The 22,836-nt window shown below is 61.5% G+C and carries 17 protein-coding genes and 1 pseudogene; 8 read left to right on the forward strand and 10 right to left on the reverse strand.

Features of this window, described 5'->3' with window-relative positions; translation table 11 throughout:
* Positions 1-50: 50 nt before the first annotated feature.
* A complete protein-coding gene (locus SJY36_RS09955) occupies positions 51-560 on the reverse strand; it encodes a hypothetical protein (protein WP_039912098.1) in 510 nt (169 codons plus the stop codon).
* Between the two features lie 85 nt (positions 561-645).
* On the opposite strand from SJY36_RS09955, the gene moaA reads away from it, so the two are divergent.
* Genes moaA through SJY36_RS09970 form a run of 3 tightly spaced genes read left to right on the forward strand, consistent with a single transcriptional unit; the run spans position 646 to position 4,005 of the window.
* Positions 646-1,653, forward strand: coding sequence for a GTP 3',8-cyclase MoaA (moaA, locus tag SJY36_RS09960; protein WP_237279482.1), 1,008 nt, complete (start codon positions 646-648; stop codon positions 1,651-1,653).
* A gap of 7 nt (positions 1,654-1,660) precedes the next feature.
* Positions 1,661-2,947, forward strand: coding sequence for a 3-deoxy-D-manno-octulosonic acid transferase (locus SJY36_RS09965; protein ID WP_386174701.1), 1,287 nt, complete (start codon positions 1,661-1,663; stop codon positions 2,945-2,947).
* On the forward strand, positions 2,944-4,005 hold the full coding sequence (locus SJY36_RS09970) for a glycosyltransferase family 4 protein (RefSeq protein WP_386174704.1): 1,062 nt from the start codon (positions 2,944-2,946) through the stop codon (positions 4,003-4,005). Before SJY36_RS09965 ends, SJY36_RS09970 begins: the two co-directional genes overlap by 4 nt.
* A 34-nt stretch (positions 4,006-4,039) precedes the next feature.
* Here SJY36_RS09970 and SJY36_RS09975 read toward each other — a convergent pair whose 3' ends face one another.
* The 5 genes from SJY36_RS09975 to SJY36_RS09995 all read right to left on the reverse strand — a co-directional run bounded on the left by SJY36_RS09975 (position 4,040) and on the right by SJY36_RS09995 (position 10,939).
* The gene (locus tag SJY36_RS09975; protein WP_386174707.1) at positions 4,040-5,203 is read right to left on the reverse strand and encodes a M20 aminoacylase family protein; all 1,164 of its coding nucleotides are present in this window, start codon (positions 5,201-5,203) and stop codon (positions 4,040-4,042) included.
* Between the two features lie 67 nt (positions 5,204-5,270).
* On the reverse strand, positions 5,271-6,434 hold the full coding sequence (locus tag SJY36_RS09980) for a M20 aminoacylase family protein (RefSeq protein ID WP_009824884.1): 1,164 nt from the start codon (positions 6,432-6,434) through the stop codon (positions 5,271-5,273).
* Positions 6,435-6,455: 21 nt separating this feature from the next.
* On the reverse strand, positions 6,456-7,802 hold the full coding sequence (locus SJY36_RS09985) for an NAD(P)/FAD-dependent oxidoreductase (protein WP_386174710.1): 1,347 nt from the start codon (positions 7,800-7,802) through the stop codon (positions 6,456-6,458).
* 131 nt (positions 7,803-7,933) lie between these two features.
* Entirely contained in the window at positions 7,934-9,094 is a 1,161-nt protein-coding gene (argE, locus tag SJY36_RS09990) for an acetylornithine deacetylase (protein ID WP_386174713.1), read from the reverse strand.
* Between the two features lie 12 nt (positions 9,095-9,106).
* A complete protein-coding gene (locus SJY36_RS09995; protein WP_386174716.1) occupies positions 9,107-10,939 on the reverse strand; it encodes an ABC transporter ATP-binding protein in 1,833 nt (610 codons plus the stop codon).
* 309 nt (positions 10,940-11,248) lie between these two features.
* Between SJY36_RS09995 and SJY36_RS10000 the strand changes: the two are divergent.
* From SJY36_RS10000 to SJY36_RS10015, 4 genes and pseudogenes are all read left to right on the forward strand, one after another.
* Positions 11,249-12,971: pseudogene (locus tag SJY36_RS10000) on the forward strand (peptide ABC transporter substrate-binding protein).
* A 138-nt stretch (positions 12,972-13,109) separates the two neighbouring features.
* The gene (locus SJY36_RS10005; RefSeq protein ID WP_009824889.1) at positions 13,110-14,177 is read left to right on the forward strand and encodes an ABC transporter permease; all 1,068 of its coding nucleotides are present in this window, start codon (positions 13,110-13,112) and stop codon (positions 14,175-14,177) included.
* On the forward strand, positions 14,170-15,168 hold the full coding sequence (locus SJY36_RS10010) for an ABC transporter permease (protein WP_005854057.1): 999 nt from the start codon (positions 14,170-14,172) through the stop codon (positions 15,166-15,168). Before SJY36_RS10005 ends, SJY36_RS10010 begins: the two co-directional genes overlap by 8 nt.
* Before the next feature lie 164 nt (positions 15,169-15,332).
* Positions 15,333-16,367, forward strand: a complete 1,035-nt coding sequence (locus SJY36_RS10015; protein WP_289080491.1) for a YeeE/YedE family protein — start codon at positions 15,333-15,335, stop codon at positions 16,365-16,367.
* A gap of 2 nt (positions 16,368-16,369) precedes the next feature.
* Here the strand turns inward: SJY36_RS10015 and SJY36_RS10020 are convergent, their stop codons facing one another.
* The 4 genes from SJY36_RS10020 to SJY36_RS10035 form a co-directional block, all read right to left on the reverse strand.
* Positions 16,370-17,653, reverse strand: coding sequence for a DUF3422 family protein (locus SJY36_RS10020; protein ID WP_386174721.1), 1,284 nt, complete (start codon positions 17,651-17,653; stop codon positions 16,370-16,372).
* Positions 17,654-17,774: 121 nt separating this feature from the next.
* Positions 17,775-18,674 carry an MBL fold metallo-hydrolase gene (locus tag SJY36_RS10025; RefSeq protein WP_386174724.1) on the reverse strand — a complete coding sequence of 300 codons (900 nt, stop codon included), beginning with the start codon at positions 18,672-18,674 and terminating at the stop codon, positions 17,775-17,777.
* A 124-nt stretch (positions 18,675-18,798) separates the two neighbouring features.
* A complete protein-coding gene (locus tag SJY36_RS10030) occupies positions 18,799-20,232 on the reverse strand; it encodes an NAD(P)(+) transhydrogenase (Re/Si-specific) subunit beta (protein ID WP_386174727.1) in 1,434 nt (477 codons plus the stop codon).
* Between the two features lie 13 nt (positions 20,233-20,245).
* Complete coding sequence (locus SJY36_RS10035) at positions 20,246-21,820, reverse strand: Re/Si-specific NAD(P)(+) transhydrogenase subunit alpha (protein ID WP_386174730.1); 1,575 nt, start codon at positions 21,818-21,820, stop codon at positions 20,246-20,248.
* A 246-nt stretch (positions 21,821-22,066) separates the two neighbouring features.
* Here SJY36_RS10035 and SJY36_RS10040 point away from each other — a divergent pair, with 246 nt between their 5' ends.
* Positions 22,067-22,819: an SDR family NAD(P)-dependent oxidoreductase gene (locus SJY36_RS10040; RefSeq protein WP_386174733.1), complete on the forward strand. Its 753-nt coding sequence runs from the start codon at positions 22,067-22,069 to the stop codon at positions 22,817-22,819.
* Positions 22,820-22,836 lie beyond the last annotated feature (17 nt).

Genomic DNA, 22,836 nt, shown 5'->3' on the forward strand with positions numbered 1-22,836 from the left:
AGGTTCCCCCTCGGACGCCCGTTTTGTATCTTACACCATCACCGCGCGGCTTAACCGTTGGTGGACACTTCAACCTTGGTAAGATCCGTCAGCGACGCGCCAATCAGACGCAGCGCCGACAACGACATGCGGCTCCCGCCCGAGGCAGGCCCATCCAGCGGGATCAGTTCAACCGTAGAGGATTTGCCCGTCGCGGGGTTCGTCACGCGGCCCTGCATTTCCGATTTCACCAGCGGTGTTTTCATCCACAGCCCCGGCTCCGTCGCGCTACCAAGCGAGGCGACGGTGGTGCCCAGCGATTTAGCCCCTGCCTCAGCAGGTTTTGACGCCTCGGCGCGTTGTTCGGCCGTTGTGGTGTCAAGCGCGTCGGCTGTGCGTGCCCCAGCAGGCGGACGGGCAGCCGCGGTGGCGGACGACAGGGACGCCTCTGCACGCGCCTCGGCCTCGGCCGTGGGTGGGGCCGCGTCCGCCCCGCGTTTGCCCAAACCCAAACGATCCGTTACGCCCGCACATCCGGCCAGAGCAACGACAGCGACACCTAGAATAATATAATGTTTCATGGGTTAAATCTAACGCTCCGCCCCTGCCGCTTCAATCTCCTAAATGCTACTTGCCCCGGGATGGGCCGATGTTTACCTATGGGATATGAATGCACCTTTGATTGACCCGTTCGCCCGCGCTATCACCTATCTGCGCGTCTCTGTCACAGACCGCTGTGACTTCCGCTGTGTTTATTGCATGTCCGAGAATATGAATTTCCTCCCCAAGAAGGAACTTCTGACCTTGGAAGAGCTGGATCGGCTGTGCACCAACTTTGTCGATCTGGGTGTGCAAAAGCTGCGCATCACCGGCGGTGAGCCTTTGGTCCGCAAGGGTATCATGACCTTCTTCAACAGCATGACCCGCCATCTGGACGCCGGCACGCTGAAAGAGCTGACGCTGACCACCAATGGCAGCCAGTTGGAACGCTATGCCGCCGATCTTTATGCTGCGGGCGTGCGCCGTGTGAATGTCTCGCTTGATACGCTGGACGATCAGAAATTCGCCGACATCACCCGTTGGGGACGTCTGCCGCAGGTGCTGCGCGGGATCGACGCGGCGCAGAATGCCGGGCTGCGGGTCAAGATCAACGCCGTCGCGCTGAAAGGCTTCAACGAGGCAGAACTGCCGTCGATGACCGCTTGGTGTGCGGATCGCGGGATTGATCTGACCTGGATCGAGGTGATGCCCATGGGCGACTTGGGCAACGAGGACCGCTTGGGCCAGTATTGGTCGCTCAAGGATGTGCGCCGCACCTACGAGGAACATTACACCGTCACCGATCTGGCCGAGAATACGGGCGGCCCTGCCCGGTATGTCCGGCTGGAAGAGACCGGCCAGAAGATCGGCTTTATCACGCCGCTGTCCCATAATTTCTGCGAAAGCTGCAACCGCGTGCGGATCACCTGCACCGGTGAAATCTACATGTGTCTGGGGCAGGAAGATGTGGCCGACCTGCGCGCGCCCTTGCGCAATCACCCCGATGACGACGCGCCCTTGAAAGACGCAATTCGCGCGGCGATCAACCTTAAGCCCAAGGGCCACGACTTTGATTATTCACGGCAAAAGCTGGATGGGCAGATGCCCCGCCACATGAGCCACACAGGCGGCTGACGCGACCGTGTCCGCGCCTTTCCTGTACCGCGCCTGGGTTCTTGCCAGCCGCTGCCTGATCCCCTTTGCCGCCAGCGCAGAGGCGCGCAAGCTGAACGCGCAAGACGTGCCCGCCGCCCGCGCGGGAGAGAAACGCGGCATCGCCACACAGCCGCGCCCAAGCGGCGGCCCGCTGGTTTGGGTCCATGCGGCCTCCGTGGGCGAAAGCCTGTCGGTGCTGGCGCTGATCACCCGCATGGGGCACATGCTGCCCGATGCGCATTTCCTGATCACCTCGGGCACCGCTACCTCGGCTAGGCTGGTGGATCAACGTCTGCCGCCGCGCAGCCTGCACCAGTTTGCCCCGCTGGACGCCCCCGGCCCGTTAACGCGGTTCCTGGCCCATTGGCAGCCCGACGCCGCGATATTTGTCGAAAGCGAGATCTGGCCGCAGATGCTGCGACGGACCCACGCGACCGGCGCGCCGATGGCGCTGGTCAATGCGCGCATGTCCGACAAAACGGTCGAGTTCTGGGAGAAATGGCCCCGCACTGCCCGCTACCTGTTTGATGTCTTCACGCTGATCGTGACGCAGAATGACGCGATGGCGCGCAATATGATCCGCATGCATGCCCCCGCCGATCGTGTGTCGCCGGGCGTGAACCTGAAATCCATGGCCGGCCCGCTACCCGTCGATGCACAGGCGCTGGCGGCTGCGCGCACAGCGCTTGGCGGGCGGGCGGTCTGGGTCGCCTCTTCCACTCACGAAGGCGAGGAACGCAGCGTGCTTGACGCGCATAAGAAGCTGCTGCGCGAGATCCCCGATCTGTGTCTCATCCTTGCCCCCCGCCACCCCGAACGCGGCGACGCGGTAGAGGCGCTGGTTCAGGACGCGGGGCTGACCGTGCAGCGTCGCAGCCGTGGGGATGCCCCCGGGGGTCAGGTCTATCTGGCCGACACGCTGGGAGAATTGGGCCTCTGGTACAGCCTGTCCGATGTCGTGTTTCTGGGTGGGTCGCTGCTGCCCATTGGCGGGCACAACCCGTTCGAGGTGGCGCAATCGGGTGCCGCCGTGCTGTCGGGCAACCACGTTGCGGCCTTTGCGGAAACCTATGCCCAGCTCGAGGCCGAAGGCGCTGCGCGGATCGTGGCGGATGGCGATGATCTGGCCGCCCGCGTTGCCGCGCTCTTGACCAAACCGGACGAGCTGGCGACGATGACCGCAGCCGCTGCCCGCTTCATCGCGGCACAGGATGACCAGCTTGATGCCATCGCCAGCCGTCTGATCACCACATTGAAGTTGGATACCCCATGACGCACCCCCTTGCCCGCACCGATGTGATCGCGCCGAATTTCAAACGCAGGCTCAGCGGCGTCACGGCCACTGTGATGCGGCTGGTGCCGGTGCAATCGCGCGATATCTCTATCGCGGCAACGGGCCCCGTTGTGCCTGATGATGTGCCGCAGGTGCCGCTGGCCTCGCTTGTGACCATGTCGCGCCGCGGGCCGTCGCCGTCGGGCTGGCGGGTCTGGCACGCGCGGCGCAACGTCGAGATGCTGGGCGGGCTGGCGCTGCGCTATCTGCTGGGCAAGCGGCTCAAGCTGATGTTCACCTCGGCCAGCCAGCGCGAACAGACCGGCCTGACGCGCTGGCTGATCCGGCGGATGGATGCCGTTGTGGCGACCTCGGACCGGACCAACGCCTATCTGGAAAACCCCGGCCATGTGATCATGCACGGGATCGACACCGAGGGCTTTGCCCCCTCGCCCGACCGCGCCGCCCTGCGCGCCGAGCTCAAGCTGCCAGTGAACGCGACGATGGTGGGCTGCTATGGCCGTATCCGCGCACAAAAGGGCACCGATGCCTTTGTCGAGGCGATGCTGCCGATCCTGCGGGACAACCCCGATGTCGTCGCCCTTGTGATGGGGCGCGCGACCGAGAAATACGAGAGCTTCGAGAAGGGCCTGAAAGACCGCGCCCGCGCCGAAGGGCTGTCGGACCGGATGCTGTTCCTGCCAGAGGTGCCGGTGGGCGATATGGCGGATTTCTACCGCGTGCTGGACCTTTACGTCGCCCCCCAACGGTGGGAGGGCTTCGGCCTCACCCCGATCGAGGCGATGGCCTGCGGTGTACCCGTGGTCGCGACCCGTGTGGGGGCCTTTGAAAAGCTGGTGGTGCAAGGCACGACCGGCCTGCTGGTGGACCCCGATGACATTCCAGCGCTCGAGGCCGCGACGCGCGATGCTCTGTCCGACCGGACCCGACTGGCCGCATGGGCAGAGGCCGGGCGCAGCTATGTGATGTCGGATTTCTCTATCGCGCGCGAAGCGGCGGCGCTGGTCAAAATCTATCGCAAGCTGCTGGCGGCATAGGGCGCGGGTGTCCCCCCGCCCCATGCCTGTGTGATCAGCCGATGGGCATGCGTTGTTCGGCGATACCCGCCCACCAGCTGCAGCCCGCGGGAATGATATCGTCGTTAAAGTTATACATCGGATGGTGCACCATCGCGGTGTCGCCATTGCCGACCAGAATATAGGCACCGGGGCGCTCTTCGAGCATAAAGGCGAAATCCTCGCCCCCCATGACCAAAGGTGCTTCGTCGCATTGCCCCGAGATGCCGCGCGCGACATCCGCCGCGAATTCAGTCTGTTCTTCGTGGTTCACCATCACCGGATAGTTGCGCACGTATTTGACCTTTGCTGTCGCGCCGAAGGTTGCCGCGATGCCTTTGCAAATCTCTGTCACGCGCTTTTCAGCCAGATCGCGCAGGTCATTGGACAGGGTGCGCACGGTACCCAACAGATTCACCCGCTGCGGGATCACGTTGAACGCCTTGGACGAGGATTCGATCGAGGTGATCGAGACAACGATATTGCCCACGGGGTCCGCGTTCCGGCTGACGATGGTTTGCAGCGCGGTGATGATATGTGCGGTGACCACACCGGTATCGATGGTCTCGTGTGGTTTGGCCGCGTGGCCGCCCAGACCCTCGACTTCGATTTCCAGCAGGTCGGTGGCCGCAAAGAACGGGCCGGGGCGGATGCCGAATTGTCCGGCGGGGATGCCGGGCCAGTTGTGCATGCCATAGACTTCCTGAATGCCCCAGCGTTCCATCATGCCGTCCTTGCACATCTCGCGCCCGCCGCCGCCGCCTTCTTCGGCAGGCTGAAAGATCACCACAACAGTCCCGTCAAAATTCCGTGTCTCGGCCAGATACTGCGCCGCGCCTAATAGCATCGCCGTGTGGCCGTCGTGGCCGCAGGCATGCATCGCATTGGGCGTCTTGGAGGCATAGTCCAGCCCCGTCTGTTCGTGGATCGGCAGCGCGTCCATATCGGCACGCAGCCCGATGACCTTGCCCGAGCTGGTGGCATTGCCCTTGATCACGCCAACAACACCGGTACGCCCGATGCCTTCGACAACTTCGTCACAGCCGAAAGCGCGCAGTTTCTCGGCCACGGTGGCAGAGGTGCGATGCGTCTCGAACAGGATCTCGGGGTGTTCATGCAAATCACGTCGCCATGCGGTGATGTCGGTGTGCAATTCGGCAAATCGGTTCTTAACGGGCATTTTTCGAAGTCCTTGAAGTCTGTGAAAAAAGGGAACGCGCAGCGCCCCTTTCGGGCAAAGCCGGCGGCTAGGCTGGCAATCTTGTTTCAATCATTTCCGCGAACCAGCTACAACCTGCGGGGATCGCGTCATCGTTGAAATTATACATGGGGTGGTGGACGGTGGGCCCGTCGCCATTGCCCAGCATGATATAGGCACCGGGGCGCTGGTTCAGCATATACGAGAAATCCTCTCCGGCCATGATCGGAGGCGTGTCGCGGTCTACACCGGGGGCGATATTCTCGGCCACATCAGCGGCATAGGCGGTGTTCGCGTCAGCGTTCACGGTGATGGGATAGCCGCGCGCGTAGGTGATGTCGGCAGTGCATTGGTGGGCGGCGCAGGTGTGGGTCACGACAGCCTCCAGCCGGTCCTGCACCAGATCGCGGATGCCCGCATCCAGCGTACGGACCGTGCCGCGCAGCCGCACGGTTTGCGGCAGGACGTTGTGGCTGTCGGTATCGGACCGCAGGGTACAGACCGACACGACAGCATTCTTGATCGGATCAACGTTGCGTGCGGCGATGGATTGCAACGCGACAACGACATGCGCCGCGGCAAGGTTGGTATCGATCGCCTCGTGCGGGGCTGCGGCATGGCCGCCCTGCCCGGTGATGATGATGTCGAACTCATCCGCCGCCGCCAGCAAAGGGCCACTGCGGATCGCGAATGCGCCGACGGGATGGCCGGGCATATTGTGCAGCCCGTAGACCTCGTCGATGGACCAACGCTCCATCAGACCTTCCTCGACCATGACGTTGCCACCGCCGCCGCCCTCTTCGGCGGGTTGGAAGATAAGCACCGCCCGCCCGTCAAAATTGCGCGTTTCTGCCAGATATTGCGCGGCCCCCAGCAGGATCGCGGTGTGCCCGTCATGGCCGCAGGCATGCATCTTGCCCGGCGTTTTGGAGGCATACTCAAGCCCCGTCGCCTCGGTGATGGGTAAAGCGTCCATATCCGCGCGCAAGCCGATGCTGCGCCCCGAGGCATTGGTCTTGCCCTCGATCACCGCGACGATGCCGCTTTGCGCCACGCCGGTGGTGATATCGGTGATGCCAAAGCTGCGCAGCTTCTCTTCGACGAAAGCCGCGGTCTGCGGCAGATCGAATTGCAGTTCGGGAATCGTATGCAGGTGACGCCGCCACGCGGTGATGTCGGCATGGGTTTCGGCAAAGCGGTTCTTGATCGGCATCGCGTGCGTTCCTTCTTGTGTCTAGACGTTCGGGCCCAGGATCATCGGGCTTCCATCGGTGAAACGTGCGAGGCGAAAGCGGGTCAGGTCGTGCCCGGCGCTTTGCCCCGTGGCCAGACGCGCCAGAACGCGGCCCATACCCGGCCCGATACCAAAGCCGTGCCCCGACATGCCGGTGCCGATGGTCAGCCCCGGCAGTGCTGCCACAGTATCCACAACAGGTACAATGTCAGGCATGGTGTCGATCATCCCCGCCCAGGCAGATTTCAGCTTTATCGGCCCCAGATCGGGAAACATTGCTGAAAAATCACGCAGCAGGCGGCGGATCTTGGCCATATTGGGCGCGGGATTAAGGATGCGCATCGCCTCGAAGGGGGATGGGGTATCGGCCTGCCAGCGCCGCTTGGTCGTCCAGGCATCGGGAAAGCCCTTGGGCGCAAAAGGGTGAAGCCTTTGACCAAAGGGATCGGCGCGCAACTGGGTCAGGTAATGGGGCAAGGCGCGAAAGGCGTCAGGGCCCACAAAAAGCTCGGGCGCGCCGGGAGGGGCCAGCGTATAGCCGCCATCCTCGCGCCGCCGGAACGCGACCCGCCCGTCCGACACCGCCCCTGCGTAAATTTCAGGCAAGCTTTCGGTCGCCGCCACATTTTCGCGTACCGACAGCTGCGGCATAGAGATACCGTGATTGCGCAGGAACAGCGCCGACCACGCGCCACCTGCCAGCACCACCTGCGAAGACGCGATACGCCCCTGTTCCGTGATCACCCCGGCAACCCGCCCCGCCGCGATATCAAGGCAGCGCACGGCGCAATTCTCGATGATCTGAACGCCCTCTCGCGCGGCGATACCGGCAAGAGCAGGCACCGCGACCCAAGGCTCCGCCCGCATGTCCGACGGCGTAATCAGCGCGCCGATCTGAGGTGTGGCAAGGCCGGGGAACATGGCGGAGACCTCGGCCGCCGTCATCATCCGGCTGTCCGCGCCATTGGCCCGCGCATGGGGCAGCCAGTCTTCGTAGCCCGCAAGCTGTGTCGGCCTTTGCGCCAGATAGGCAATGCCGCCCTGCCGCAGCCCGATATCCACATTCGTTTGACCTGCAAGTTCGCGCCAGAGCGCCTGCGCCTCGGCCATGATCGGCATCTCGTCAGGGTCGCGCCCCTGTTGCCGGATCCACCCCCAGTTGCGGCTGGATTGTTCAGCGGCGATGCGGCCCTTTTCCAGCAAGGTGACCGAGTGACCCTCCCGGGCGAGGAACAGCGCCGTGCAGACCCCGATGATCCCGCCGCCGATAACGACGATATCCGACGTCGCTGGCTGGGGGCCTGGATAGGTAACGGGGGTGGTCGTGTGGATCGGGAAAGGCTGCATGGGTCAGGCTTTATATTGCGTGGGCATCGCGGGCAAAGCAGGCCTGGATCGGGGGCCAGCCCCCGGTGCCGCGCTGCGGCCCCTCCCCCGGGATGTGATGCCATTTGGAAGAAGGGGGCCGCTGCGCTGTGTCATTTCAAACGTTCAAGCAGGTCGCGCATGAATTTATGGCCGGCCTCGAATTGCGCGACTTCGATATATTCGTTGGGCTGGTGCGCCTGTGCGATATCGCCAGGGCCGCAGATCACCGCGCTATACCCGGCTTCCTGGAACTGTCCGGCCTCGGTCCCGTAGGAGACCTTGTGGCTGGCATTGTCGCCGGTGATCTGGCGCACGAATGTTTCAGCCAGCCCGTCTTTTTCGGGTTGTAGTGCGGGGACGTCGAAACGGGGGGTGACCTCGATATAGGTTTCGGGGACGACCTCTTGCATCTGCTTTTCGACCTCGCGCACCTTTTCCAGATAGGCGGTGCCCCAGGCGTCTTTGTCTTCGCCCGGCACGACGCGGAAATCCATGGCGAAGTGGCAATCCTTGGCGGTGATATTATGCGCTGTCCCGCCCGAGATCACGCCCACATGGGCGGTGGTAAAGGGCGGGTTGAACATCGCGGCAAGCTCGCTGGGTTTGCGGGCCATGTTTTCGGTGTTCACCTCATTGGCCCATTCGATCAGCTTGGCCCCCGCCATGATCGCGTTGACGCCTGTGTGCAGGAGCGAGGAATGCACCTCGAAGCCGACCACATGGGTGTTGAAGCCCGTGCCGCCCTTGTGGCCTGTAACGGCCTGCATGGTGGAGGGTTCCCCCACGATCACCAGCGCCCCCTTGGGCAGCACCGGTTGCATCGCCTCGATCATCGGAGGGGCACCGGTGCAGCCGATTTCCTCGTCAAAGCTGAGCGCGATCTGGAGCGGGCGTTGCACGTCGGCGTAATGCGCCTCTACCAGTGCCCAGATGGCCAGCGCATCAAAGCCCTTCATGTCGCAGCAGCCGCGCCCGTAATAGCGCCCGTCCCGTTCAACCACGATGAAAGGGTCGCTGTCCCAGGGCTGGCCGTCCACCGGCACCACATCGGTATGCCCCGACAGGACCACCGCGCCCTCTTCCCACGGGCCCACATGGGCGAAAAGCGCATGTTTGGGTTGATCGGGGTGGATATAGCGATGGGACGCGATGCCGTGGCTTTCAAGGTAATCGGCCACCCAGTCGATCAGCGGGATATTCGTATCCCGCGACACAGTGGGAAAGCTGACAAGTTTTTCCATCAGCTCGAACGGGGTCATGCGCGCAGTCATTTATGTGGTCCTTTAGTATCCGCTATCGGTGATCAAGACCTGATGGCCGGGGGATACGGTTTTGTAAACAGAGGGTTCCGCGACATAGCTTGTCGGATGGATCGGGGACGGGATCGGCTTGAAGTTCAGCTCGCTTTCCTTTTTGCGACGCCGTGGATCGGCGATGGGGACGGCTTTCATCAGGGCCTGTGTATAGGGGTGCTGCGGGTTTTCAAACACCTGCGACCGCGTGCCCATTTCTACGATCCGGCCCAGATACATCACGCCGACGTGGTGGCTGACCCGTTCGACCACAGCCATATCGTGGCTGATGAACAGGAAGGACAGCCCCATTTCCGCTTGCAGCTCCAGCATCAGATTGACCACCTGCGCCTGAACCGACACATCCAGCGCCGACACGGCTTCATCCGCGACGATCAGCTTGGGGTTCAACGCCAAGGCCCGCGCGATGGCGACGCGCTGGCGCTGACCGCCTGACAGCTCGTGCGGGAAGCGGCGCATGAAGCTGCGCGGCAGTTCCACACGGTCAAACAGCATCTCGATGCGTTTGGTCAGCTCGGCCCCTTTGAGCGTGCCATAATTGTGGATCGGTTCGGCCACCTGATCCGATAGCTGCATCTGCGGATTGAGCGAGGCAAACGGGTCCTGAAAGATCATCTGCATGTCCAGCCGCGCCTTGTGCAGGCCACGTGAATCCAGTGCCATGATGTCTTTGCCTTCGAGGTTGACCTCGCCCGATTGGGGGTCGACCAGCCGCAGCAAGGACCGCCCCGCCGTAGATTTTCCGCAGCCGGATTCCCCCACAAGGCTTAGCGTCTGGCCCTTGTTGATGGTAAACGATAGGTCCTCCACCGCATGGACATTGGCGACGGTGCGGCGCAGGAAGCCGCCCTGCACCGGAAAGCGCGTGGTCAGGTTCTTGACCGTCAGCAGCGTTTCCTCTGTGCCCTTGATGGGTTTGATCTCTTTATCCGCAGTTCCGAGCAGTTTCATCGGCTCGGGATAGGGTTTGCCGCGCATCTCGCCCAGCTTGGGCACGGCGGCCAGCAACGCCTTGGTATAGGGGTGTTGGGGATTCTCGAAGATTTCCTCGACCGTGCCTTCTTCGACCTTGTTACCGCGGAACATGACGACGACGCGATCGGCCATCTGGGCGACAACGGCCATGTCATGGGTGATGAACATGACGGCGGTGCCGGTCTCGCGTTTCAAGCGGTCGATCAGCGCGAGGATTTCGGCCTGAATGGTCACATCCAGCGCGGTGGTGGGTTCATCCGCGATCAACAGCCGCGGCGAACAGGCCAGCGCCATGGCGATCACCACACGCTGGCGCATCCCGCCCGACAGCTCGTGCGGGTATTGTGCAAGACGGCGGGCCGGTTCGGGGATGCGGACCTGGGTCAGAAGCTCCAGCGCGCGGGCCTCTGCCTGCGCCTTGGACATATTCTTGTGCAGGCGTAGCCCTTCGGTCAGCTGGCGACCGACGGTAAAGACCGGGTTCAGCGCGGTCATCGGTTCCTGAAAGATCATCCCGATTTCATTGCCGCGAATATCGCGCATCACATCCTGATCTGTGCGCGCCAAATCGACAGCGGGATCGTTCTGGCGCTCAAATAATAGGCGCCCACCCGCAATTTTTCCGCCGCCGAACTCGACCAGACGCATCAGCGACAGCGAGGACACCGATTTACCCGAGCCGGATTTGCCCACAACGCAGACAGTTTCACCCGCATTGATGTCAAAGCTGACGTTCTCCACACCTAGAACGGGTCCGTCCTGGGTTTGAAATTCGACCCTAAGCTCTTGAATTTGCGCGATTGGTGTCGGCGTTGCCTCGTCTAGCATGGTATTTTCCAGCGCTTCTCGTTTAATCAATTTGACGACGCTAAGGCACTTCGTCATCTGGTGTCAAATCGGTCCAAGGGACCGCTAACATCCGCTGCTTTGGAGGCTTGCATTTTTTTTCAAACCTGTTTCGATGCTTCGACGTTATTGGCGTGGCTGGAAAAACGGGCGTTTTGGCGGGCATCCCTGTCTGTCGCAGCACCCTGCCCCCGGCCGTGATCAAGATTGACGTTTTTGGCATTGCCAGAAAAGACAGACCATAAAAAAAGGCACCTCAAAAAACCAACGGTGTCCAACAAGGAGTAAGCTATGAACATGAAAACCCTGTTACTGGGAGCCGCGGCTTCGGTAGCGATTGCCCCCGCCGCATTCGGCGCCGCCCACGAGGGCGAGCGTGGACGCGACGGCGAGGTGAAAGTTATCTACTGGCAAGCGCCCTCGATCATGACCCCCTATCTGTCGGGCGGCACAAAAGATCTCGAGGCGGCGAGCCTCGTGCTGGAGCCTATGGGCCGCTATGACGAAACCGGCGCGTTGGTCCCCTATCTGGCGACCGAGATTCCCACCGTTGAAAACGGCGGCGTGGCCGAAGACCTGAAATCCATCACCTGGAAGCTGAAAGAGGGCCTGGTTTGGTCCGACGGCACGCCGGTGACCTCGGCGGATCTGAAATTCACCGCTGAATACTGTATGCACCCCGAAGGCGGCTGCGCGCAGGCGTCGAAGTTCGATGGCGTTGAAAGCATCGATATCGTGGATGATCTGACGGTTACCGTTCATTTCACCGACGCCAAGCCAAACCCTTACGGCCCGTTCATGGGCGCGCAATCACCGATCATTCAGGCCGCGCAGTTCAAGGACTGCCTGGGCGCGAAAGCCCCCGAATGTACCGAAGCCAACTTTAACCCCATCGGCACCGGCCCGTTCCGCGTGACAGATTTCCGTCCCAATGACGTGATCCAGATGGAAGCCAACCCCAACTACCGTGACCCCAGCAAACCTGCGTTTGCCACACTGACCCTCAAGGGCGGTGGTGATGCGAATGCCGCGGGTCGTGCGGTGATGGAAACCGGCGAATACGACTATGCCTGGAACATGCAGCTGGCCCCCGATGTGCTGGCGAAAATGGCCGAAGGCGGCAAGGGTCAGGCGATCTCTGCATTCGGGACATTGGTCGAACGGATCGAGATGAACCTGACAGACCCATCGCCGGACCTGCCAGAAGGGCGAACGCTCCACCGTGGCGCATCCGCACCCCATCCTGTCCGACTTTAAGGTCCGCAAGGCGCTGTCCATGGCGATCGACCGTCCTTTGCTGGTCGAAGTCGGCTATGGCCAGGCGGGTCGCGCGACCTGTAACCTCGTGCCCGCGCCTGAGCTTTATGCCTCCGACAACACCGAATGTCTGACGCAGGATCTGGAAGGCGCGAAAGCTCTGCTGGAAGAAGCCGGCTGGACCGACACCAATGGCGACGGCATCCGCGACAAAGACGGTGAAAAACTGTCCCTGCTGTACCAGACCTCGACCAACGCTGTCCGTCAGGATTTTCAAGCGCTGATCAAAGACTGGTGGAACCAGATCGGTGTCGAAGTCGAACTGCGCAACCTTGATGCGTCGGTCTTCTTTGGTGGTGACCCCGGTTCGCCCGATACCTTCCAGAAGTTCTATGCCGACGTTGAAATGTACGCGAACAACTTTGACGGCACCGATCCGCAGGCCTACCTGTCTGCCTATCGCTGTGGCAACGAGCCCAAGCCTTCCAGCCAGTGGCAGGGTGAGAACATCAACCGTTTCTGCAACGAAGAATACGACGCGTTGCTGGACGAACTGTCGCGCACGGGCGAGTTGGACAAGCGCGGCGAGATCGCCAAGCAGCTGAACAACATCATCACACGTGACACGATGACCATCGTTCCGCTGGTCGACCGTGGTCGGGTTTCCGCTGCGTCCAACACTCTGGGCGGCGTGATCCTGAACACATGGGATTCCGAACTGTGGAATGCCGCCGACTGGTACCGCGTGAAAGAATAATCACGCCCAAGCTCAGAGGAGCACGCTGCGCGCGTGCTCCTCATGACTTGATGCCTGTGTGAATGTGTGCGAAATCGCGCCTCCCTTCGATTTTGACATGCTTCCCCTCCCCTAGACCGACTTGCAAAGGCGCTGTGCATGCTGACCTTCACCATTCGTCGACTACTTTTGTCGATACCAACGCTTTTGTTTATCAGCCTGGTAATCTTCCTGCTGTTGCAACTGGCCCCCGGCGATCCGATGGCCCAGGTGCCGCTGACAGTCCCACCAGAGGTAAAACAGAAAATGCGCGAGGCGCTTGGCCTCGGGCAGCCGATCTATGTGCAATACTATAAATGGCTGATCCAGTTCTTCTGGGTTGAACCGCAGGTCTTCATTGACTGGGCCACCCGCGACAGCTTCCTGCTGGGCTGGCTGCCCGACACCAGCCTGTCGACCTTCATTGACCCCGACACAGGCGCTGTGCGTCCCGTTCAGCGTGCGATCAGCTGGCAGACCCGCAGCCCGATCATGGATATCGTGATCCAGCGGATGCCGCAGACGCTTTGGGTGGTTGGGCTGAGCTATATCGTGGGCATCCTGATCGCGATCCCGATTGGCATCTATTCGGCCTACCGCCACTATTCGCTATTCGATCAAGCCGGCACCTTTGTCACCATGATCGGCTTTTCGATCCCGCCCTTCTTCACCGGGCCGCTGCTGATCGTGATTTTCTCGGTCTCGCTGGGGTGGTTGCCGTCGATCTATGACACGACCCATGTGGTGACCGACTGGGAGAGTTTCAAATTCCAGTTCATGCAGATGATTATGCCCGTGATGGTGTTGGCGCTGCAAACCACCGCGCAGATCAGCCGCTACATGCGCGGCGCGATGCTGGACAACCTGAACCAGGACTATGTGCGCACCGCCCGCGCCAAGGGGCTGCGCGAGAAATCGGTCGTTCTGGTCCATGTGCTGCGCAACTCGATGATCCCAGTGGTCACGGTGATTGCCCTTGGCATGCCCGCGATCTTTGGCGGCGCGATCATTACCGAGAATGTGTTCAAGGTGAATGGTATCGGGCAGCTGCTGCTGACCGCGCTTTTTGCCAACGACCTGCCGATGGTGATGACGCTGACCTTTATCTTCGCCATCCTCATCGTTCTATTCAACCTGATTGCCGATGTTCTATACGGCCTGCTTGACCCAAGGATCCGCTATGACTGAGCAAGCCACCCCCGCAAGCCCGATCGAGGCCGACATCGAACTCTATGGTGCGCTGGTCGATAAAGAGCCGCAAAAGCCGCCGCGCAGCCAGTGGATCGACGTCTGGCAGCAGTTCCGCAAGCACAAGGGCGCTGTCTTTGGCGGAGGCTTCTTGCTGTTCATCACCCTCGCCGTGTTGTTCGGCCCCTACCTTTGGGATGTCGATCCCAAGGCGTTGGATATCCGAAACAAGAACTGGCGCCCCGTGTACCAACTGCTGTTCGACAGCGAGGCCAAGGCCGGTTGGGCACATCCCTTTGGCACCGACCAGCTGGGCCGTGATATCATGGCACAGATGATCGCCGGCGGGCGCGTGTCTATGGCGGTGGGCTGGCTGGCCATGGGGCTGGCGCTGGTCATCGGTTCGGCCATCGGCGTCATCTCGGGCTATTTCAAACGGCTCGATTTCTGGCTGATGCGCTTTACCGATCTGGTTCTGTCGCTGCCGATCCTGCCGCTGACGCTGCTGGCGGTGACCCTGTTCCGCCAACCGCTCAACGCACGGTTTGGCCCCGAAGGCGGGATGTTCATCCTGATCGTCGGCATCATCGGGCTGACCTCGTGGATGCAGACCGCGCGGATCGTGCGCGGCGACATTCTGGCGCTGAAAGAGCGCGAGTTCATCCTCGCCGCGCGGTCCATCGGGACGCGGTCGGGCAAGATCATCCGCAAGCACCTGCTGCCCAACGTCATCTCTCCGATCATGGTCTCGGCCACGCTGGGTCTGGCGACCGCGATCATCACCGAAAGTGCGCTGAGCTTTCTGGGCGTCGGCTTCCCGTCGGACTATCCGACATGGGGCAAGCTCTTGTCCGATGCCGTGTCACGGATGCAGGAATTCCCCGAGCGGGTGATCCTGCCCGGCGTCGCGATCTCGCTGACCGTGCTGAGCGTGAACTACCTGGGCGACGGGCTACGTGACGCGCTGGACCCGCGGTTGCGCGGACGGTGATCCGGATCGGACCGTCGCCTTTTGGGGCTTCTGTCGGGTTTGAGTATTTGAGAAAGGGTGAAGGGGGGCTGCGGCCTCCCTTTGTCGTGGGGGCGCAAAAGGCTTGAACTTAGGCGGTTTCCGCGTCAGGGAACTGTCGTGTTGTCGTCAAGGGGATCACGGGGATGTTTGAACAATTCGGTTTTGAGACCACCACACCGCAACAAGCGGCTGTCTGGTTCGCGCTGGCGGTTGGGGTGATCTTTGGCATACTCGGGCAGATCACCAAATTCTGTTTTCGCCGCTCGCTGATTGGCGAGGACCGGCGCGCCGCAAAAGGGGTCTGGCTGACAGCGCTGGCCTTTGCCGTGCTGGGGACGCAGGTCGCGGTCGCCATGGGCTGGATCAGCTTTGCCGAACACCGCTTTATGGTGCCGGATGTGCCCTATCTGGCGATTGGCATTGGCGGGCTGCTTTTTGGCGCGGGGATGGTGTTGACGCGGGGCTGTATCTCTCGGCTGACCATTCTGGCGGGCTCCGGCAATTTGCGCGCGGCCTTGGTCGTGGTTGTCTTTGCGGTCGTGGCCCATGCCACGTTGAAAGGCGTGCTGGCCCCGATGCGCGTGGCGCTTGGCAGTGTGACGCTTGGGCTTGGCGATTACGTCAGCCTTGCCGCCCTGCCCGGGGGGGTGATGCTATGGGGCGGGCTGATCGTGGTGGCGGCCCTTGCCGTGGCGCTGCGATCGGGCAACCGCTGGACCCATCTGGTGATGGCGGCGATGATTGGCCTGCTGGTCCCGCTGGCCTGGGTCGGGACGGGGTTTATCCTGTTTGACGCATTCGACCCGATCGCGATGGAAAGCCTGTCGTTCACCTCTCCTTCCGCCGATGCGCTGTTCTGGGTGGTGGCCAGCAGTTCGATCCCCGCGGGCTTTGGCGTCGGGCTTTTGGGGGGCGTGGCCTTGGGGGCCTGCGCGTCGAGCCTGATCTTTGGCGGCTTTGGCTGGCAGAGTTTCGAGACACCCGCCCAGACGGGCCGCTATCTGACCGGAGCAGCGCTGATGGGTGTGGGCGGTGTACTGGCGGGCGGCTGCACGCTGGGGGCCGGATTGTCCGGCGTGCCCACGCTGTCCCTTGCCGCGATCCTTGCGATTGTGATGATCGGTGTCGGCGTGCTGGCGATGCATGCCTTCCTGCGCGCAACACCAGCGGGCAGCTGACCCTATTTGATCTTGTGGCGCAGGCGGCGCAACAGCCCCCAGACCAGCACCACCACCACCGGGACGGCCACTGCCGTGAGCGTGCCCTTGCTGACCCCGATACGGTCGGCCAGCGGGTAGAGCATATAGCCCAACAGCGACACCGCGTAATAGCTGATCGCGACCACGGACAGCCCTTCGACCGTGTGTTGCAAACGCAGTTGCAGGTCAGAGCGTTTGTCCATGCTGGCCAGTATCGCCTGATTTTGCGCGGATCGTTCCACATCAACCCGTGTCCGCAACAATTCGGCCGCGCGGCTGGCGCGGGCGGACATTTTATTGAGCCGTGTTTCCGAGGATGTGACCGTACGCATCGCAGGCTCGTAGCGGCGCATCATGAATTCATCGAACCCTTGCCGCGCCATGAACCGTGTTTCGCGCAAGGCTCCGATCCGCTGTGCGACGATGGCTTGATACGCCTCTGTCGCACCCAGACGGTAAGACGCATCGGCCGAAAGCGCCTCTAGCCCGACAGAGATATCCAGCAGCCGGTGCAGCGTGTCTTCGGCCATGGCAGAGGTGCCTGCCATACCCGCCATCAGATCGTTCAGCTCTGCATCGATACGGTCCAACTGGCCCGCGAATTCGCGCACCTTGGCAAAGCCGAGCATCGACATGGATTTATAGGTCTCTATCTCGCACAGACGTTGCACGATGCGGCCCAAGCGGCGGCTGCCCGTGCCTTCGCTGGCAAAGACCGCCATGCGCATGTGACCCGCGGGATCGATGCGAAAGTCGCTGGCGATGACGGCAGCATCTTCAAGCACCGATGCCACGGCGAGGCTTTCGGGGACGAACCAGTCTTGCAACGCCTCGGCGATCTGCGCGTCCTGTGGCGGGCGGGGCACCAGCCGCAGCAGAATAGAGGTGATCCGCTGCGCGTTCAGGCCTGCGCGCCAATCCTGTGGGAAGACATCAAACTCTGCCGGATCAAAGGGGCGCTGGCCGAGCTGATCCAGAAACACGGTGTAGGTCACGAACTCGGTGTGCTGCTCCCACTTCAGCGTGTATTTCCCCATCGGGCCAAAATAATGGGTCGCGTCCGCGGCGGGCAGCGGCGCACCATAATGGGCCAAGAGATCACGGAGCTGTTGCAGATCGACAGAGCGGTCCCGCCGCGCGGCCTGCCCCGATGGGCGCACGGCCAGATAGGCCGCAACATGGGGCGCGGTGAGCGAGGGGAACGGGCGGGCGTGCAGCTCGCTATTGAGCGTATAGCGCAGGGGGTGATCGTCGAGGGCGGGCACGATGCGGGCTTTCTACAATGGGACAATCAAAGCAGTCTATCGTGACCACCGCCATTCGCCTAGATATATTTCACATATCTTTCATAGGGTTAACCGTATACCGCGGAATACCGGACCCGTTTCAGAACCGGTTGACCGGTATCTTGAGGTAGGCGTGACCGTCGTCTTCGGCCTCCGGCAAGCGCCCTGCTCGAAGGTTCATCTGCAAGACATGCAGCATCCGGTCGGGCAGCGCGAGGGTTTTGTCCCGCGCCTCGCGTTGGTCGACGAAGCTTTGCTGCGACACGCCACCGCCGATATGGGCGTTGTGCCGGCGTTGTTCGGCCACGGTGGATTCCCACATGGGTTGGCTGCGATACTCGGTGCCATAGTCATGGCCGATGAACAGGCGCGTGGCATCCGGCAGGGCAAGGATATCTTGCAAGGACTGGTAGAGTTCAGCCGCGGTGCCACCCGGGAAATCGGCGCGCGCAGTGCCCACGTCAGGCTGCATAAAGCTGTCATGCACAAAAGCCGCGTCAGAGCCTACAACATAGGTGATCGACCCTAACGTGTGCCCCGGCGACAGCATCACCCGCACGGGCAGCTCGCCGATGGTGAATGTATCGCCATCCTCGAAAAGGTGGTCGAAATCGGCGGCGGGGTCAAAGGCGTCGGGCATGTTGTAATAGTCACGCCAGAGCTCTGCGATCTCTGTCACCTTTGCCCCGATGGCATTGGGCTTGTTCAACCGCTGTTTTAGCACGTGCGAGGCCATGAGATGGTCTGCATGGGGGTGCGTGTCGAGGATCCATTGGATCTCGTAGCCCGCGGCTTCGGCGTGGCGCAGGATGGTATCGACATGCTGCGTGTCAGTCGCCGCACTTTGTGGGCTGAAGCCCAGAACCACGTCGATCACCGCCGCCTTTGAGGTCGCCGGATCCGCCACCAGATATTGGATGCTGCCGGTATCGTCATCGTAAAAGCCGGTCACTTCAGGGGAACCGGGGCCGGTCGAGGGGCTGGTGCGTGAAAACTTCATATTCAAATCCTCCTATATGACAATTCAACACGTGCCACCGGCTTGAGTTCCACTGCCTTCGCCTCAAAAGCAAAAGGGGCGGCGCATTGCTGCACCGCCCCTTAGTTTGTCGCCTGTCGCGTGATCAGTCGATCAGCGGCAGCAGCTTGTCGAGGCTCGCCTTGGCGTCGCCGTAAAGCATCCGCGTGTTGTCCTTGAAGAACAGCGGGTTCTCGATGCCGGAATAGCCTGTCCCCTGCCCGCGTTTGGACACGATGACGTTCTTAGCCTTCCAGCATTCCAGAACCGGCATACCGGCGATGGGGCTGTTGGGGTCGTCCTGTGCGGCAGGGTTCACGATGTCATTGGACCCGATCACGATCGCCACGTCGGTCGACGGGAAATCATCGTTGATCTCATCCATCTCCATCACGATGTCATAGGGCACTTTGGCCTCGGCCAGCAGCACGTTCATGTGACCCGGCAGACGCCCCGCAACGGGGTGAATGGCGAAACGCACGTTCTTGCCTTTTGCCCGCAGCTTCTTGACCAGTTCGCTTACCGCTTGCTGCGCCTGAGCGACCGCCATGCCGTAACCGGGGATGATGATGACGCTGTCGGCCTCGTTCAGCATGGTGGCAACACCGTCAGTGTCGATCGCGACCTGCTCGCCCTCGACCTCCATCTGCGGACCGGATGTCCCGCCGAAACCGCCGAGGATCACGCTGACGAACGACCGGTTCATCGCTTTACACATGATGTAGGACAGGATCGCACCGGACGAGCCGACCAGCGCCCCCACGACGATCAGAAGATCGTTGCCAAGGCTGAAACCAATCGCCGCCGCAGCCCAGCCAGAGTAGCTGTTCAGCATCGACACAACCACGGGCATATCCGCGCCGCCGATACCCATGATCAGGTGGTAGCCGATGAACAGCGCCGCCAGGGTCATGATGAACAGCGGCAGGAAGCCACCGGTGTTGAAGTACCAGACCAGACACAGCAGCGACAGACCAGCAGCCGCTGCGTTCAGGATGTGACCGCCGGGCAGTTTTGTCGCCGACGTATCCACGCGCCCCGCCAGCTTGCCATAGGCGATGACCGACCCAGTAAAGGTGATGGCACCGATGAACACACCAAGGAACAGTTCGACCCGCAGGATCGCGATCTCGACGCTGTCTTTCTTGGCCAGCAGCGCTGCGAACCCTTCGGTCGCCTGGCGGGCGGTGTCATCCATCGCCAGCACGTTGCCCAGTTCGATATGCGCGTTATAGCCGACAAAGACCGCCGCCAGACCCACAAGGCTGTGCATCGCGGCAACCAGTTCGGGCATCTGCGTCATCTGCACTTTTGTCGCCAGTTGATAGCCGATGGCACCGCCACCCGCGATCAGGATCAGCGACAGCAGCCAGAAGCCGGCCCCCGGCCCGATCAATGTCGCAGCCACGGCCAACGCCATGCCCACGATCCCGTACCATACCGCGCGCTTGGCGCTTTCCTGACCCGACAGCCCGCCAAGGCTGAGGATGAAGAGGATGGCGGCGACTACGTAAGCCGCTGTTGTAAAACCAAAATCCATTTACCTGAACCCTTTACGATTTTTGGAACATGGCAAGCATGCGCCGTGTCACGAGGAAGCCACCAAAGATGTTGATCCCGCACATAAAGACCGACAGCGCGGCCAGAATAATCACCAGGAACGACCCGGACCCGATCTGCATGACCGCCCCCAGAATGATGATCGACGAAATCGCATTGGTCACAGCCATCAGCGGTGTGTGCAGGCTGTGTGCCACACCCCAGATCACCTGGAAGCCGATAAACACGGAGAGCACGAATACGATAAAGTGCTGCATAAAGCTCGCCGGCGCGACCAGACCTACCGCCAACAGCAGCACGCCACCGATGGCCAGCAGGCCAACCTGATTGCGGGTTTGTGCCTTGAACGCGGCCACTTCGTTGGCGCGTTTCTCTTCCGGCGTCAGCTCTTTCGGCTTGTCTTTCTTCGGAGCCGCCGCAATTGCCGCGACCTTTGGGGGCGGCGGTGGGAAGGTGACTTCCTTGTCATGGGTGATGGTCGCCCCACGGATCACGTCGTCTTCCATGTTGTGGTTGACCACACCGTCTTTTTCCGGCGTCAGATCGGTCATCAGGTGACGGATATTGGTCGCATAAAGCGTCGAGGCCTGCGTTGCCATCCGGCTGGGGAAATCGGTGTAGCCGATGATGGTCACGCCATTCTCGGTCACGATTTTCTCGTCCATCTTGGTCAGCTTGCAGTTGCCGCCCTTTTCGGCCGCCAGATCGACGATCACCGACCCGGGCTTCATCGCTGCGACCATATCTTCGGTCCACAGCTCAGGCGCTTCACGGTTGGGGATCAACGCAGTGGTGATGACGATATCGACCTCGGGGGCCAGCTCGCGGAATTTGGCCAGCTGTGCCTCGCGGAATTCAGGCGAGGAAACAGAGGCATAGCCACCGGAGGCAGAGCCGTCCTGCTGCTCTTCCTCGAAATCGAGGTAGACAAACTCGGCCCCCATCGATTTAACCTGTTCGGCCACTTCAGGACGCACGTCAAAGGCCAGCGTGATCGCGCCAAGGGATGTGGACGTCCCGATCGCGGCCAGACCGGCAACACCGGCACCGACAACCAGAACCTTCGCCGGAGGCACCTTGCCCGCCGCCGTGATCTGACCGGTAAAGAAGCGACCAAAGTTGTTGCCTGCCTCGATCACCGCACGGTAGCCCGCGATGTTCGCCATGGACGACAGCGCATCCATTTTCTGCGCGCGGCTGATCCGGGGGATCATCTCCATCGCGACGACAGTGGTGCCTTTCTCGGCCGCCTCTTTCATCTTGGCCTCATCGGCCACAGGGCTGAAGAAAGATATCAGCGTCTGGTCGGACCGCAGCATCGCCATTTCTTCGGTGTTGGGGACGCGGACCTTGGCCACGACATCCGCCGTCTCCCAAAGCTCGGCCGCCGTGTCGATCACCTCTACCCCGGCTTCGACATATTTATCGTTGGAAAAACCAGCCGCCTCGCCTGCGCCAGCTTCGATCATACAGCTATGACCAAGCTTTTGCAGCTGCAGTGCTGATTCCGGAGTCATCGCAACGCGATTTTCCCCTTCAAATGTTTCTTTTGGCGTCCCGATCTTCAATCCAGAGTCCCCCGTTTGTGCTTCTACGCCCAGTGTGGCGCAATAATATTACCCAGAGCGATAGCGCTTGGGTTCCTATAGTACAAGAGACGGACATAATTAGAACAGCGTTTTGCAGCGTCAATAGCGCTAACAGCCCGATTTTTAGGTTTACGACGTTGCGTGAAAACCCGCGCGCCCTTGCACCTGCCCCCTGCTGCCGACAGCATGCCCCCCATGATGATCCATTTCATAAGGGAGAGCAGAATGGACCTACAGGGAAAACACGCGCTGATCACGGGCGGCGGCACCGGCATCGGGCTGGACATCGCGCGGGATCTGGCCGCACGGGGTGCACATGTGACCATCACAGGCCGACGCCAAGAGGTGCTGGACGAGGTCGCAGGCGATAACATGACCGGCATGGCAATGGACGTGCGCAGCGAGGAAGACGTGGTCGCCAAGATCGCCGCCGCCGTCAAAGCCCACGGTCCGATCCAGATCTGCATCCCCAACGCCGGCATCGCCGAGGGCAAGGCCGTGCATAAGACCGACATGGAATTCTGGCGCAATATGATGTCGACCAATCTCGACGGTGCCTTTCTGACCATCCGCGAATCGTTGAAAACCATGCGCGATACCGACTGGGGCCGCGTCATCGCGATCTCTTCGATGGCGGGCCTGAAAGGGCTTCCCGGGGCTGCGGCCTATTCGGCGTCAAAACACGGGATGATCGGTTTGGTCAAATCGCTGGCAGCGGATTATCTGGGGCAACCCTATACGTTCAACGCGATCTGCCCCGGCTATGTCGACACGCCCATCGTGTCGCGCAATACGGCGTCGATCTCGGAACGTGCTGGTATCTCGGAAGAAAAGGCGCGCGCGATCATGGTCAACTCCAACCCGCACAAGCGTCTGATCAAGGTGTCAGAGGTCACAGCCGCGGCCGCATGGCTCACCGGTCCGGGGTCGCAAAGCATCAATGGCCAATGCATCCAGGTCACCGGCGGCGAGATGTAATCCCCCACCGGTCATGA

The organism is Sulfitobacter sp. R86518, from assembly GCF_042466275.1.
GTDB lineage: Bacteria > Pseudomonadota > Alphaproteobacteria > Rhodobacterales > Rhodobacteraceae > Sulfitobacter > Sulfitobacter pontiacus.

What these genes read in the sequence shown, in the direction of transcription:
- SJY36_RS09955 (WP_039912098.1), bottom strand. Translation starts at nt 560, where the DNA reads ATGAAACATTATATTATTCTAGGTGTCGCTGTCGTTGCTCTGGCCGGA.
- moaA (WP_237279482.1), top strand. Translation starts at nt 646, where the DNA reads ATGAATGCACCTTTGATTGACCCGTTCGCCCGCGCTATCACCTATCTG.
- SJY36_RS09970 (WP_386174704.1), top strand. Translation starts at nt 2,944, where the DNA reads ATGACGCACCCCCTTGCCCGCACCGATGTGATCGCGCCGAATTTCAAA.
- SJY36_RS09975 (WP_386174707.1), bottom strand. Translation starts at nt 5,203, where the DNA reads ATGCCCGTTAAGAACCGATTTGCCGAATTGCACACCGACATCACCGCA.
- SJY36_RS09980 (WP_009824884.1), bottom strand. Translation starts at nt 6,434, where the DNA reads ATGCCGATCAAGAACCGCTTTGCCGAAACCCATGCCGACATCACCGCG.
- SJY36_RS09985 (WP_386174710.1), bottom strand. Translation starts at nt 7,802, where the DNA reads ATGCAGCCTTTCCCGATCCACACGACCACCCCCGTTACCTATCCAGGC.
- argE (WP_386174713.1), bottom strand. Translation starts at nt 9,094, where the DNA reads ATGACTGCGCGCATGACCCCGTTCGAGCTGATGGAAAAACTTGTCAGC.
- SJY36_RS09995 (WP_386174716.1), bottom strand. Translation starts at nt 10,939, where the DNA reads ATGCTAGACGAGGCAACGCCGACACCAATCGCGCAAATTCAAGAGCTT.
- SJY36_RS10005 (WP_009824889.1), top strand. Translation starts at nt 13,110, where the DNA reads ATGCTGACCTTCACCATTCGTCGACTACTTTTGTCGATACCAACGCTT.
- SJY36_RS10010 (WP_005854057.1), top strand. Translation starts at nt 14,170, where the DNA reads ATGACTGAGCAAGCCACCCCCGCAAGCCCGATCGAGGCCGACATCGAA.
- SJY36_RS10015 (WP_289080491.1), top strand. Translation starts at nt 15,333, where the DNA reads ATGTTTGAACAATTCGGTTTTGAGACCACCACACCGCAACAAGCGGCT.
- SJY36_RS10025 (WP_386174724.1), bottom strand. Translation starts at nt 18,674, where the DNA reads ATGAAGTTTTCACGCACCAGCCCCTCGACCGGCCCCGGTTCCCCTGAA.
- SJY36_RS10030 (WP_386174727.1), bottom strand. Translation starts at nt 20,232, where the DNA reads ATGGATTTTGGTTTTACAACAGCGGCTTACGTAGTCGCCGCCATCCTC.
- SJY36_RS10040 (WP_386174733.1), top strand. Translation starts at nt 22,067, where the DNA reads ATGGACCTACAGGGAAAACACGCGCTGATCACGGGCGGCGGCACCGGC.